Annotated in this window: 13 protein-coding genes; 9 read left to right on the top strand and 4 right to left on the bottom strand. The window is 70.8% G+C overall.

What is annotated here, in order from left to right; translation table 11 throughout:
- Window positions 1-14: 14 nt before the first annotated feature.
- Window positions 15-632: a LysE family translocator gene (locus G537_RS0108565; protein ID WP_026869765.1), complete on the bottom strand. Its 618-nt coding sequence runs from the start codon at window positions 630-632 to the stop codon at window positions 15-17.
- Window positions 633-792: 160 nt separating this feature from the next.
- Here G537_RS0108565 and G537_RS0108560 point away from each other — a divergent pair, with 160 nt between their 5' ends.
- Window positions 793-1,287, top strand: a complete 495-nt coding sequence (locus G537_RS0108560; protein ID WP_051248199.1) for a YciE/YciF ferroxidase family protein — start codon at window positions 793-795, stop codon at window positions 1,285-1,287.
- Between the two features lie 61 nt (window positions 1,288-1,348).
- Window positions 1,349-3,163, top strand: a complete 1,815-nt coding sequence (locus tag G537_RS37035) for a cbb3-type cytochrome c oxidase subunit I (RefSeq protein ID WP_051248196.1) — start codon at window positions 1,349-1,351, stop codon at window positions 3,161-3,163.
- Here G537_RS37035 and G537_RS37030 read toward each other — a convergent pair.
- Window positions 3,069-5,300 (bottom strand): copper-transporting P-type ATPase, encoded by a 2,232-nt coding sequence (locus G537_RS37030; RefSeq protein WP_081688690.1) that lies wholly within the window; start codon window positions 5,298-5,300, stop codon window positions 3,069-3,071. The genes G537_RS37035 and G537_RS37030 overlap by 95 nt on opposite strands.
- Window positions 5,301-5,543: 243 nt before the next feature.
- Between G537_RS37030 and G537_RS37025 the strand changes: the two genes are divergently transcribed.
- The 7 genes from G537_RS37025 to mtnC all read left to right on the top strand — a co-directional run bounded on the left by G537_RS37025 (window position 5,544) and on the right by mtnC (window position 12,028).
- Window positions 5,544-6,209, top strand: a complete 666-nt coding sequence (locus G537_RS37025) for a methylthioribulose 1-phosphate dehydratase (protein ID WP_081688689.1) — start codon at window positions 5,544-5,546, stop codon at window positions 6,207-6,209.
- Window positions 6,206-6,751: a 1,2-dihydroxy-3-keto-5-methylthiopentene dioxygenase gene (locus G537_RS0108535; RefSeq protein ID WP_026869763.1), complete on the top strand. Its 546-nt coding sequence runs from the start codon at window positions 6,206-6,208 to the stop codon at window positions 6,749-6,751. Before G537_RS37025 ends, G537_RS0108535 begins: the two co-directional genes overlap by 4 nt.
- Before the next feature lie 210 nt (window positions 6,752-6,961).
- Entirely contained in the window at window positions 6,962-8,296 is a 1,335-nt protein-coding gene (locus G537_RS0108530; RefSeq protein ID WP_051248194.1) for an ABC transporter substrate-binding protein, read from the top strand.
- Window positions 8,296-9,225: a carbohydrate ABC transporter permease gene (locus G537_RS0108525; protein ID WP_026869761.1), complete on the top strand. Its 930-nt coding sequence runs from the start codon at window positions 8,296-8,298 to the stop codon at window positions 9,223-9,225. The genes G537_RS0108530 and G537_RS0108525 overlap by 1 nt, the downstream gene beginning before the upstream one ends.
- A complete protein-coding gene (locus G537_RS0108520) occupies window positions 9,222-10,064 on the top strand; it encodes a carbohydrate ABC transporter permease (protein ID WP_081688688.1) in 843 nt (280 codons plus the stop codon). The genes G537_RS0108525 and G537_RS0108520 overlap by 4 nt, the downstream gene beginning before the upstream one ends.
- Entirely contained in the window at window positions 10,061-11,311 is a 1,251-nt protein-coding gene (mtnK, locus tag G537_RS0108515) for an S-methyl-5-thioribose kinase (RefSeq protein WP_026869759.1), read from the top strand. The genes G537_RS0108520 and mtnK overlap by 4 nt, the downstream gene beginning before the upstream one ends.
- A 9-nt stretch (window positions 11,312-11,320) precedes the next feature.
- On the top strand, window positions 11,321-12,028 hold the full coding sequence (mtnC, locus tag G537_RS0108510) for an acireductone synthase (protein ID WP_051248191.1): 708 nt from the start codon (window positions 11,321-11,323) through the stop codon (window positions 12,026-12,028).
- Window positions 12,029-12,034: 6 nt separating this feature from the next.
- Here mtnC and G537_RS0108505 read toward each other — a convergent pair whose 3' ends face one another.
- Window positions 12,035-12,499 carry an alpha-ketoglutarate-dependent dioxygenase AlkB gene (locus G537_RS0108505; protein ID WP_211230329.1) on the bottom strand — a complete coding sequence of 155 codons (465 nt, stop codon included), beginning with the start codon at window positions 12,497-12,499 and terminating at the stop codon, window positions 12,035-12,037.
- A 156-nt stretch (window positions 12,500-12,655) separates the two neighbouring features.
- Window positions 12,656-13,408 carry a Crp/Fnr family transcriptional regulator gene (locus tag G537_RS0108500; RefSeq protein WP_026869756.1) on the bottom strand — a complete coding sequence of 251 codons (753 nt, stop codon included), beginning with the start codon at window positions 13,406-13,408 and terminating at the stop codon, window positions 12,656-12,658.
- Between the last annotated feature and the right edge of the window lie 231 nt (window positions 13,409-13,639).

The following is a 13,639-nucleotide window of genomic DNA, read 5'->3' as shown; positions in this document are numbered from 1 at the left end:
TGCAGCCGGCAGCGTCAGCCGGTGAAGGTCATCGCCGTCACGGCCAGGAGGACCACGGCCAGAGCCAGGTTGATCAGCCGTGAACTGACCGGGTCGCGCAGCAGGCGAGACAGAAACGCCCCGGCCAGCAGCCAGCAGAGATGGATCAGCACGATCATCCCGCTGAGCAGCGCCGTCTTGACCGCGGCGTCCAGGCCCGGGGCCGCGGCGAAAACGGTGGTGCCGGCGAACACCGCGGCGATGGCGACATAGGCCTTCGGATTGGCGATGGCGAGCAGGAAGCCCCCGAGAAAGCCCGGAGCGGCCGCGGCATCCGACCGGCGGTCGAGCGGCGGGGCCGTGGCGATCCGAAACGCCAGGTACAGGATGTAGGCGGCGGACAGGAGGCCGAGCGCGAAGGCGCCGTAGGGCACCGACGTCACCAGCGCCACCACCCCGGCCGCCACCGCCAGCAGCACCGCGACCGTGCCGGCGATCAGCCCGGCGGCGTAGGCGAGCGAACGGCGGACGCCGAAGGACGCGCCGACCGCTGTCAGGCTGATCGTCGACGGGCCGGGCGTGCCCATGACCGCCAGCGACGCCAGCGTCAGCGCCGCCAAAGGCTGCCACAACCCCGCGGTATCGGTTTCCATGTCGAGCTGTCCGGACGCGATGTGCCCGGGGCGACGCTAGCGAAGGATTGCGGGGGAGGTCTTGGACGGAGGTGCTGTCCCGCCGCGATCGCACCAACGAAGCGGAACAGCGGAGGCGGAGACCCTGTTGCCCCGGGGTATGCAACCCGGAGGTGAGACTATGGCGACCAAGGAAAAGACGCTGGACGATCTCTTCCTCGACACGCTGAAGGACATCTACCACGCGGAGAAGCAGATCCTCCGCGCCCTGACCAAGATGGCGAAGTCCACGCAGACGGACGAGCTGGCCCAGGCCTTCGAGAAGCATCGCGAGCAGACCGACGGCCAGGTGCAGCGGCTGGAGCAGGTGTTCGAGATCTTCGGCAAGCGGCCCCAGGCCAAGCCCTGCGAAGCGATCCAAGGGATCATCGCCGAGGCGACCGACATCATGGACGAGTTCAAGGGCACCCAGGCGCTCGACGCCGGCCTGCTGTCGGCCGCCCAGGCGGTCGAGCACTACGAGATCACCCGCTACGGCACGCTGAAGGCCTGGGCCAAGCAGCTGGGCAAGAAGGACGCGGCGGAGCTGCTGGACCAGACCCTGAAGGAGGAGAAGGAGACCGACCAGTTGCTCAGCCGGCTGGCGGAGCGCAGCCTGAACAAGAAGGCGGCCTGACCCGGCCCGGCGGCGGCCGGCGTCGCGGCGGCCGCCCCCTCCGAACCGCCGGGAGGCCGAGGTGTTCGGGAAGCTGAGCTGGGACGCCATCCCGATCGACCAGCCGACCGCGATGGCGGCTTCGGCCGTCGTCGCATTGGCGATCACCGGTCTCCTGGGCTGGATCGTCCTGGCCGGGCGTTGGCCGTATCTCTGGCGCGGCTGGGTGACCAGCCTCGACCACCGGCGGATCGGCGTGATGTATGTGCTGCTGGCGGTGGTGATGCTGGCCCGCGGCTTCGCCGACGCGCTGATGATGCGGTCGCAGCAGGCGGTGGCGTTCCAGGCGCCCGGATACCTGCCGCCGGAACACTACAACCAGGTGTTCTCGGCGCATGGCACGATCATGGTGGTCTTCGCCGCCATGCCCTTCCTCATCGGGCTGATGACCTATGCCATGCCGCTGCGGCTCGGGCTGCGCGGCGTCGCCTTCCCCACCCTGCACGCCATCGGCTTCTGGCTCGCCGTCGCCGGCGCGACGCTGGTGAACATCTCGCTGGTGATCGGCGGCTTCGCGGCCACCGGCTGGGTGCCGGCGCCGCCGCTCAGCGAGCCGAAATACGCCCCGGAGGTCGGGGTCGACTACGACCTCTGGGCGGTCCAGATCGCCGGCATCGGAATGCTGCTGGCCGGGTTCAACTTGGTCGCGACGATCCTGAAGCGGCCGGCGCCGGGCCCGCGCCGGCCGCTGCCGGTCTTCGGCTGGGCCGCGTTGGCGACGGGGCTGCTGATCGTGGCGGCGGTGCCGGCCCTGCTGACCGCGCTGGCGCTGCTGACGCTGGACCGCACCCTCGGCTTCCGCTTCTTCGCGCCGGAGGCCGGCGGCAGCGCCGCAGCGTTCACGACACTGGTCCAGGCCTGGGCCTATCCGCAGCTCCACATCCTGATCCTGCCCGTCCTGGGCGTCGTCTCGGAGGTGACCGCCGCCGCCTGCGGCCGGCCGCTGTCCGGACGACGCGCCCTGGTGGCGGCCGTGATCGCCATCGCCGCCGCCGGCCTCGCCATCTGGCTGGAACGCCTGCTCGCCCTGTGGACGGGGTCGGGACCGGACGGCGTCTCCGGCGTCGCCGATGCCGTCGTTGCCGTGGCGATCGGCGCGATGCTGTATCACTGGCTGGCCACGATCCTGGGCGGCCGCGTCCGGCCGGCTGCGCCGCTGCTGTGGGCGCTCGGCGCCATGGCGACCCTCGCGCTCGGCATCATGGCCGGGCTGCTGCTGGCGGCGCTGCCCGCCGATGCCGGGGTGCGGGCCAGCCTGGCCGCGGTGGCCCAGTTCCACGCCCTGGCCGGCGCGGTCCTGTTCGGCGCCGTCGCCGGCTATCTCGCCTGGCTCCCCAGGATCTTCGGCATCCCGCTCGACGACGGCTGGGGCCGGGCCGCCTTCTGGCTCACCCTGGCCGGCCTTCTCCTCACCTTCGTGCCGCTCGCCGCGGCCGGGCTGCTCGGCATGCTGCCGCGGCTGCAGAGCTACGACATCGCGGCATGGCATCCCTGGATGATGGCGGCCGCCGCCGGCACGGCGGTCGCCCTGTGCGGCGGCGGCTGCCTCGTGGCCCAGCTCGCCGTCAGCATCCTGGACCGGGCCGGCAGCCCGCGCCACGACGGGTTGCGCCCCCGGCCCGGGGAGGTACCGCGGACCAGCCCGGCCGGCTTCCTCTGCGGCGTCTGCGCCACCACGACGGGTTTCGGCGCCATCTGGCACATCTGGTGGCTGGCAGGGCTGGGCACGGTGGGGCTGACCGCTACCCTGCTCGCTGCGGCGCGGCGTCCGGCCCTTCGGCATCGAGACGCACGGCCCGCAGCCGCAGCGCATTGGCGATCACCGAGACGGAGCTGAGCGCCATGGCCGCGGCCGCGATCTCCGGGCTCAGCAGCAGGCCGAGCGCCGGGTACAGCACCCCGGCCGCCACCGGCACGCCGACCGCGTTGTAGACGAAGGCGAAGAACAGGTTCTGGCGGATGTTGCGCATGGTCGCGGCGCTGAGCGCCCGGGCCCGCGCGATGGCGGCGAGGTCGCCCTTCACCAGGGTCACATGCGCGCTCTGGATCGCCACGTCGGTGCCGGTGCCCATGGCGATGCCGACATCCGCCTCGGCCAGGGCCGGGGCGTCGTTCACCCCGTCGCCGGCCATGGCCACCACCCGGCCCTCGCCCTTCAGGCGGCGGACGATCGCGCCCTTGTCCTCGGGCAGCACCTCGGCCTCGACTTCGTCGATGCCCAGCCGCCCGGCCACCGCCGCGGCCGTGGTCCTGTTGTCGCCGGTCAGCATGACGACGCGCAGCCCGGCCTGGCGCAGCGCCGCGATGGCGCCGGGCGTCGTCTCCTTGACCGGGTCGGCCACCGCAACCAGGCCGGCGACGTCACGGTCCCGCACCAGATGCATGACGGTGGCACCGTCCCGCCGCAGCGCCTCGGCCTCCTCCGCCATCGCGCCGGCATCGACGCCCAGCTCCTGCAGCAGGGCCGCGTTGCCGAGCGCGACCTCCCGCCCTTCCGATCGCCCGACGACGCCCTTGCCGGTCAGCGAGCGGAAGTCCGCGACCGCCGCCGGCTCCAGACCGTGCTCGGCTGCACCGGCCAGGATCGCGGCGGCCAGCGGATGCTCGCTGCCGCGCTCGAGCCCGGCGGCCAGGCGCAGCAGCTCGCCCTCGTCCTGCCCCGGCGCCGGGACAACCCGGACCAGGCGCGGCTTGCCCTCGGTCAGGGTGCCGGTCTTGTCCACCACCAGCGTGTCGACCGTCTCGAACCGCTCCAGCGCCTCGGCATCCTTGATCAGCACGCCGAGCCGGGCGCCGCGGCCGACCCCGACCATGATCGACATCGGCGTGGCGAGGCCGAGGGCGCAGGGGCAGGCGATGATCACGACCGAGACCGCGGCGACGAGCGCGAAGGCGAGCGCCGGCGACGGCCCCCACATCGCCCAGGCGATGAAGGCCAGCACGGCGATCACCACCACGGCCGGCACGAACCAGGCGGAGACCTTGTCCGCCAGGCGCTGGATCGGCGCCCGGCTGCGCTGGGCCTGGCCGACCATCTCGACGATGCGGGCCAGCACCGTCTCGTTGCCCACCCGCTCGGCCCGCATGATGAAGCCGCCGGTGCCGTTGATGGTGCCGCCGATCACGGCGTCGCCCGGCGCCTTCTCGACCGGGATCGGCTCGCCGGTGATCATGCTTTCATCGACCGCGCTGCGGCCCTCGTCGACCGTGCCGTCGACCGGCACCTTGCCGCCCGGCCGAACCCGCAGCCGGTCGCCGATATGGACATGCTCGAGCGGGATCTCCTCGTCCGGTCCGTCGTCGCGCACCCGCCGCCCCAGCTTGGGCGCGAGGTCGAGCAGGGCCCGGATCGCGCCGCCGGTGCGCTCGCGCGCCCGCAGCTCCAGCACCTGGCCCAGCAGCACCAGCACGGTGATCACCGCCGCGGGCTCGAAATAGACGGCGACGGCGCCGCCCATGCCGCGGAAGCCCGCCGGAAACAGGCCGGGGGCGAGGGCCGCGACCAGGCTGTAGAGCCAGGCGACGCCGGTGCCGAGCGCAATCAGCGTGAACATGTTCAGGCTGTGCCGGACCACCGACTGCCAGCCGCGGACGAAGAACGGCCAGCCGGCCCAGAGCACCACCGGCGTGGCCAGGACCAGCTGGACCCACACTGCGGTCCGCGCGCCGATCGCATGGGCGATGCCGAGCCCGAGCCAGTGGTCGCCCATCTCCAGGACGACGATCGGGATAGTGAGGACGAGGCCGATCCAGAACCGGCGCTGCATGTCCGCCAGCTCCGGATTCGGACCAGCCTCCGCCGTCGCCCGCTCCGGCTCCAGCGCCATGCCGCAGATCGGGCAGGTGCCCGGGCCTTCCTGCCGGATCTGCGGGTGCATCGGACAGGTGTAGATGGTGCCGGGCGGCGCGGCGGCCGCGGCACCGTGCGCGGGCCGGTGATGGTGCGCCGGATGGTCGTGATGCGCATGGGCCATGGGCTGCTCCCTTCGCTCTGTCCCAGCGAGATGGGGCTTCCAGCAGATGGAAGGTCAACGGCCCGAGCTCTCCGTCCGGTTCAAAACGGCCGGCATTCAACTCGACATTATGTTATACAAATTCAAATTGACATCGATTGTTGCGCATATAAGGTCGAGAGCGCGTACGGCTGGGTTGAATTTATCCCAAATTCCTCACGCCGCATCCGCAAAATGCAGGACACTGCGTCGCCCGGATCGATCATGGCCCCGACACCCGACATCCTTCCCGTCTCGCCCGTCGCCCGCCTGCCGCAGAAGCCGGCGGAGCAGGAGGCGGCGATCCAGGCCGTGCTGGACGGCGCCGCCTTCGCCGGTGCGCGCGGCTGGGTGCCGGCCACCAGCGGCAACTTCTCCGCCCGGATCGACGCCGGCAGCATCGCCATCACAGCCACCGGCACCGACAAGGCTCGGCTGACCCGCGACGACATCATCACCCTGTCGCTGGACGACCCGGCGCATCCGCGCGCCTCGGCCGAGGCGCCGCTGCATGTCGATCTGTACCGGGCGTTCCCGGAGATCGGCGCGATCTTCCATGTCCACAGCCCGGCGGCGACGCTGCTGTCGCTGGTCGACGCCTCGAAGGGCGAGGTGCGGATCCAGGGCTTCGAGCTGCAGAAGGCGCTGGCGGGCGTGAAGACGCACGAGGTCGCGCTCGACATCCCGGTCTTCGCCAACTCGCAGGACATGGCGGTGCTGGGCCCGCAGGTGCTGGCACGGCTGGGCGACGCCCCGGCGGTGCCGGGCTATCTCCTGGCCGGGCACGGGCTCTACGCCTGGGGCCGCACGCCGGCCGAGGCGCGGCGCCATCTCGAGGCGCTGGAAGTCCTGCTGGGATTCGAATTCGAGCGACGGAGGCTGCAGCCATGACCCGGCTCTATGTCTATGACGAGGCCAACCCCGCGGCGCTGCTGGTGGACACCGAGGACGGCGCCGAGATCGCGCGCGAGCTGAACGCCATCGGCGTGCGGTTCGAGCGCTGGGAGGCGAGCGCGCCGTTGGCGGTCGACGCCGACCAGGACGCCGTGATCGCGGCCTACAAGCCGGAGATCGACCGGCTGAAGGCGGAATGCGGCTACAAGTCGGTCGACGTGGTGCGGATGCAGCCGGACCACCCGCAGCGCGAGGCCTTCCGCGAGAAGTTCCTGGACGAGCACACCCACAGCGAGGACGAGGTCCGGTTCTTCGTCGAAGGCTCCGGCGCCTTCTACCTGCGCAAGGCCGGCCGGGTGTTCAAGGTGGTGTGCACCAAGGACGACCTGATCAGCGTGCCCGCCGGCACCACCCACTGGTTCGACATGGGCCCGGCGCCGCGCTTCACCGCCATCCGCCTGTTCGAGAACCCGGAAGGCTGGATCGCCAACTTCACCGGCGACACCATCGCCCGCCGCTTCCCGCTCTACGCCGGCTGACGGGATGCCGGGAGGAGGGCACCGCCCTCCCCCTCACCCTCCCGGCCCTGACGGGCCGGGCCCCTCCCTCTCCCCGAGGAGAGGGGAATATGAACGCCGCTCTCCTTTACCTCTCCCCAGGGGCGAGGTCGAAATCGCGCAGCGATTTCGGGTGAGGGGGCAGCACCGGCCCATCCGCGTTCGCTCCGGCCTCTTTCAGGAACTCCCGACATGACCTCCTCCCGCGACCACACCTTCCCGATCGGCCGCCGCCGCCTCCTGGCCGGGGCTTCCGCCGGTGCCCTCGGGCTCGGCCTGTCCGGTACGCCCTTCGGCCGCGCCGTCGCCCAAGGCAAGCGCTTCGACGGGCAGAGCCTGAACCTGATGATCATCCAGCCGCATGTGGTGGCCGGGCGGTACCTGGCCGAGGCCTGGGAGAAGGCGACCGGCGGCAAGGTCAACGTCACCGCCGTGCCCTACGACCAGCTGCAGGCCAAAGCGACGCTGGACGTCCAGTCCGGCACCAACAATTTCGACGTGATCGACTACTGGTACACCGGGGTCGGCGCGCTGGCGGATGACGGCATCATCGTCGATGTCACCGAATGGATCGAACGCGACAAGGCCGAGATCCAGCCGGACGACTATCTGCGCTCGATCTATGATCCGTATACGCTGGCCGACGGCAAGCGCTGGGGCCTGCCCTATGACGGCGACAGCCACCTGCTGTTCTACAACAAGGAGATCTTCGACCGGCACGGTCTCAAGCCCCCGACCACCTGGGACGAGTATCTGGAGCGGTCGAAGGCGATCACCGAGGCCGAGAAGGCCAACGGCATCTACGGCGCCGCGGTGCTGGGCGGCAAGGCGCCGATCATCATCGGCGCATCCTACGCCAACCGCCTGGCCGGCTTCGGCGGCCGCTACCTGAAGGAGGACGGCTCCTCCGCCCTCGACGAGGGCCCGGCGGTCGAGGCCGCGAAGGCGCTGAAGGACGCCGCGCCCTCGGCCCTGCCGACGCCGCTGGAGACGCGGTTCGAGGAAGGCCTGCCGGCCTTCCTGTCCGGCAAGGTGGCGATGATCGAGTTCTGGAGCGACCTCGGCGTCTATGCCCAGGACCCGAAGGGATCGAAGATCGTCGACAAGTGGGACGCGGTGCGCATCCCGGTCGGCGGTTCGAACAAGACCAGCCGGCTGGCGCTGAACTCCGGCTTCGCCTTCGCCATCTCCGCGGGCTCCGAAAAGCAGGAGCATGCCTGGGAGTTCATCAAGTTCGCGACCAGCGCCAAGACCGGGCTGGAGCTGCTGCTGACCACCGGCAGCGGCATCGACCCGGACCGCACCTCGACGCTGAACGCGCCGGAGTACAAGCAATTCGCGCCGAAGGTGCAGACCGCGCTGGCCGGGGCGCTGGAGAACGGCCTGCCCTGGCCGAACGGCCCGGAATCGCCGCAGCTGATGCAGGCGCTGGCCGACGAGCTGGCGCTGGTGCTGGCCGACCAGAAGTCGCCCGAGGAGGCGATCGCGGCGGCGCATGAGCAGTGGACCTCGATCATCGGTTCGTGATGACCCTCGCGGAGAGCATCGACACGGCACGGGCGGAGGCGCCGGCGCGGCGCCGGCGGTGGCGGCTGGGGACGGCGTCCCTGGCCTCGCCTCTCGTGGTCGCGCTGGTCCTGACCACGCTCTATCCGCTGGCGGCGCTGGTCGCCCTCTCCCTCAGCAAGAGCACCCTCGGCAAGCCGCTGCGCGACTGGGCCGGCATCGCCAATTTCGCGCGGGTGCTGGGCGACCCGGCCTTCCTGGCCTCGTTGTGGCGCAGCGCCGCCTTCGCCCTGCCGATGGCGGCGATCGAGCTGGTGCTGGGTTTGGCGCTGGCCCTGCTGTTCCACCGGCTGGTGAAGGCCGGCCGGATGTTCACCAGCTTGGCCCTGCTGCCGCTGATGACCCCGCCGGTGATGGTCGGCGTCGCCTGGAAGCTGATCTTCGCCGCCGATGGCGGCCTGCTGAACGGCTGGCTGCACGCCGCCGGGCTGATCGACGCGCCGATGAGCTTCCTCGGCTCCTCCGCCTGGGCCGCGGCAGCGGTCGTGATCGCCAACGCCTGGCAGTGGACGCCCTTCGTCGCCCTGCTCTGCTTCGCCGCGATGAAGGGTCTGTCGGAAGAGGTGATGGAGGCGGCGCGGCTGGACGGCGCCACGACTTGGCAGCGCTTCCGCCACATCACCCTGCCGCTGCTGGTGCCGACGCTGGCTGCGGTGTTCCTGCTGCGGCTGGTCATGGCGTTCAAGCTGTTCGACTTGGTCTATGTCCTGACCTTCGGCGGCCCGGGCTTCGACACCACGACCAGCGGCTTCCTGATCTGGCGCCTGGCCTTCGAGCAGTTCGACGTCGGCCGCGCCGCCGCGGCGACCCTGGTTTTCGTCGGCTTCGTCAGCTTGGTGGTGTGGCCGGCCTCGCGCGCGGCGAAGCGGCTGGAGGCGCGGTACACATGACCTTCACCGCCCATGCGTCACGGCCGGAGGCATCGCACCGCTGGTCCTGGATCGACCTGATCGCCGTGCTGGTGGCGGCGGCCTTCCTGCTGCCGCTGGCCTATCTGCTCTCGGTCTCCTTCAAGTCCCCGGACCAGGTGCTGAGCGGCAGCTTCCTGCCGGAGGCGCCGACCCTGGCCAACTGGCCGGCGGCCTTCGGCGCCACGCCGCTGACCCGCTTCATCGTCAATTCGGTGCTGACCGCGGTGCTGGGCGGCATCGTCACCATCCTGATCGCCCTGCCGGCGTCCTATGCCTGCCTGCGCCTGGACAAGGCGGGGGAGCGGCTGATCTCGATCGCCTTCGGCAGCTTCGTCGCGCCGCCGATCGTGGCCGCGATCCCATTCTTCTTCCTCTTGAAGGCGACCGGACTCCTCAACAGCGTGGTCGGCTTGGCCCTGGTCTACGGCCTGACCAATGTGCCGGTGGCGCTGTGGCTGTTGGTCCCGTTCCTGCGCCGCATCCCGCGCGAGATCGAGGATGCGGCGGCGATCGACGGCGCCGGGCCGCTCCTGACCCTCGTCCGGGTGATCGCGCCGCTGGTCGCCCCCGGCATCGCCGCGACCGCGATCATCGTGGTCATCCTCGGCTACAACGAGTTCCTGTTCGCCTCGGTCTTCACCTTCGCCGACGAGACCCGGACGCTGACCGTCGGCATCTCGCTGTTCCAGGGCGACCGGCTGGTGAACTTCGGCCAGATGGCCGCGGCCTCGCTGGTCGGGATCGCGCCGATCTATCTCATCGCCCTGCTGGCCCAGCGCTGGCTGGTGGCGGGTCTGACCGAGGGGAGCGTGAAGTGACCGACACCGTTCGCGCGTTGGACGTCCCGGCCGCCCGCGCCTATCTCGCCGCCCATCCGGACCTGACCGCGATCCTCGACGGCGCCCCGGAGGCCTGGGACATCCGCGAGGCCAGCGACGGTTTCCTCAACGTCGTCTTCCTGGTGCGCGGCCCGGCCGGCGGGCTGTGCCTGAAGCAGGCCCTGCCCTGGGTGCGCCACGCCGGCGAGAGCTGGCCCTTGCCGGACAACCGCGCCTATTTCGAGCAGTCCTACCTCGCCATCGTCGGGCCGCTGGCCGAAGGCGCGCTGCCGAAGCTGTACCACTACGACCCCGGCCGGCAGATCCTGGCAATGGAGCTGCTGACGCCGCACGAGACGCTGCGCTACGCCCTGATCGAGGGCAAGCGCTTCCCCCGCGTCTCGGCCGATATCGGCGCCTTCGTCGCCCGCGCGTGCTACCGCACCTCGCCCTTCCACCAGCCGCTGGAGCGGGTGCGCGAATGGCAGGCCCGCTTCGCCGCCGGGGTGGAGCTGCAGCGCATCACGCTCGACCTGATCTTCCAGGACGCCTATCGCGACAACCCGCGCAGCTCCTGGACCAGCCCGCAGCTCGACGACTTGGCCCATGGCTTCCGCGAGGACGTCGAGCTCAAGCGCGCCGCCGGCCGCCTGGCCTGGCGCTTCCTGACCGTGGGCCAGGCGCTGATCCATTCCGACCTGCACACCGCGGCGATCATGGTGACCGAGACGGACACCAAGGTGATCGACCCGGAATTCGCCCTCTACGGCCCGATCGGCTTCGATCTCGGCGCCTATCTCGCCAACATCCTGATCAGCCACCTGACGCAGCCGGGCCATGCCGGGCCGGGCGATGACCGCGCCGCCATGGCCGAATGGCTGCTGGAACAGCCGGCGCTGCTGTGGGACAGTTTCAGCCGCACCTTCCGCCGGCTGTGGGAGACCGGAGGCGGCGGCGACGCCTATCACGACGACCTGTTCCCCAAACCCGCTTCGGCCGCCCTGCTGCGGCCGGACTGCGAAGCTCTGGAGGCAGAGATCTTCGCCGATATGGTCGGCTTCGCCGCGCTGAAGATGATCCGCCGGGTGTTCAGCTATGCCCATGTCGCCGACTTCCTGCGGATCGCCGACCCGGACCGCCGCGCCGCCTGCGAGCGCCGCACCGTGCTGCTGGCCCGGCGCATGCTGACGGAGCCCGAGCGTTTCCGGACGACAGCCGATATCGTGGCGGCGACTCGCGCGGCCTGAGAGACCGAGATGACCCTGACCTACCAGACCCACCCGATCGACCTGATCCTGCTCGACATCGAAGGAACGATCAGCTCGCAGCGCTATGTGCTGGACGTGCTGTACCCCTTCGCGCGCGAGCGGATCCCGGTCTTCGTCGCGAAGCACCCGGACCACCCGGTGGTGCAGCGCGCCCTGAAGGAGACGGCGGAGCGGATCGGGCCTGGCCAGGACCCGGTCGCCGCCCTGATCGCCTGGCAGGACGCCGACCAGAAGGTGCCGCCGCTGAAGCTGCTGCAGGGGCTGGTCTGGGAGGAGGGCTACAAGGAAGGCGCCTTCGAGGGCCACATCTACGACGACGCCCATGCGGCGCTGGAAGGCTGGCATAAGGCCGGCGTGCCGATGCACATCTTCTCCTCCGGCTCGGTCAAGGCGCAGGTCGAGTTCTTCCAGCACTCCAACCGCGGCGACCTGCGGCCCTTCTTCGGCCGGCACTACGACACCGATATCGGCGCCAAGGTGGAGCCCGGCTCCTACGCCAAGATCGCGGCCGATCTGGGCGCCGCGCCCGAGCGCATCCTGTTCCTGACCGACAACCCGCGCGAGGTGGCGGCGGCGCACCAGGCCGGCCTGCATGTGGTCCAGATCATCCGCGACGAGATGGTGAAGCCGAACGAGGCGGGCGCGCCGATCGTGGCGGATTTCGACCAGCTGCGCGAGCTGGTGGCCTTCGGCTGAGAGGCGTCAGCGCCGCCGGCCCGACAGGCTGCGGAAGGTGACCGACCAGCGGGTCCCCTCCATCTCCGGGATGCTGTGCTCCCACTCGTGCCGAGCTTCGCCGGACAGGTGGTAGGCGGAGCGCGGCGGCAGCGGCAGGGAGACGCGGTCGAAGCCGCCCTCCGGCCTTCGGCGCCGGAAGCGCATCGTCGCCGCGGTGCCGAGCGAGACGCCGACGACATGCTCGAATACCGGCCGGTCCCGGTGCCAGCCGATGCCGGCGCCGGGGTCGTAGCGGATCAGCAGCGCCTGGGCGAGCTCCGCCGGCCCCAGCCCGGCGAAGCGGGCCGCCTTCTCCCGCAGCGGCAGCAGCCAGTCCGGGATCGGCTCCGCCGGCCGGAAGCTGCCGTCGTCGAAATCGTAGCGCCAGCCGAAGCTGGCGGTCAGGCGCCGCCCCTCCCAGCCGTGAAAGCGGAAGGGCGACAGCTCCACCGCGTCGATCGCCGCGATCAGCCGCCGCTCCTCCGCCGCCGAGACGATGCCCTCGACGGTGGACAGGCCGGCGAGCGGCGGGCCGAACAGGTCGGGCTGCAGGGTGGGCCTCCATCGTTGGTCCGGCCATAGATATGGGGCCCGGCGGCTGCGGCATCACTTCCCGAAGGCGAACTCGGACGGGTAGACGCCCTGCAGCACGTCGTCGAAGTGGCTGCTGACGGCGGCGTTGCATTCGCAGGCGAGGGCGCGCAGCCCGTCCACGTCGCGGACACCGATGCGTCCCCGCCGCGTCTCGATCACCCCGCGTCCGCGCAGGTCGTGGATGATCCGGCTCAGATAGGTTCGGCCGACGCCGAGGGTTGCCGACAGCTGCTCCTGCGTCAGCGCCACATCGGGGGAGCCGGTGCGCTCGATCGCCGCCAGCAGCCATTTCGCCGTGCGCTGCTCGATCGAATGGGCGGCGTTGCAGGCCACCGACTGGAACACCTGCGCCATCATGCAATCGGCATAGCGCGCGAACAGGTGCCGCAGCGTCTGCGACCGCATCTTCGCCTGCTCCAGATGATGCAGCTCGGTCCGGAAGAAGGAGCCTCCGAGCTGCACTTCCGCCCGGGCATGGGCCGGGAGGCGCCCCTGGCTGACGATCCCGCCGATGGCCCCTTCCCGGCCGACCAGGGCCGTCTCGATGGCCCGACCGTCCTGGAGCACGACCAGATAGGAGATCAGGCTCGATCCGCGCGGGAAGTAGGCGCAGCGGACCGTGTCGCCCGGATGGTGCAGGATCGTGCCGGTCGGCGCCGACCATTCCTCCAGCATCGGCCTCAGGATCTCCCAGTCTTCGGCCCTGAGGGCGCGCAGCAGGTTGTTGCCGATCTGGTCGGGCGCGTAGTGCGTCGTGTACCCCATCTTGCAATCCCGTTGCGTTGCGTTCCGTCCGATCAACGCCCCCAGGACGGGAAAAGTGTCCACTACTGCACAGACGCAGGGGTGGATCGGGTCTAGAAAGGCGCATTCGGCGCTGGCCAGAGACCTGTTCGAGCACGAGCGGCGGCGCATCGGCTCCCGGGGCGAGACTCGCGCGCTGCCTCGGGAGAATGGAATGCCGACTATCGGAGGTTCCTTGGCGGGGCGCCCGGA

It is taken from the genome of Inquilinus limosus DSM 16000 (genome assembly GCF_000423185.1).
GTDB lineage: Bacteria > Pseudomonadota > Alphaproteobacteria > DSM-16000 > Inquilinaceae > Inquilinus > Inquilinus limosus.
Note: the sequence above shows the minus strand (reverse complement) of the source record. Positions and strands in the feature narration are given on the sequence as shown.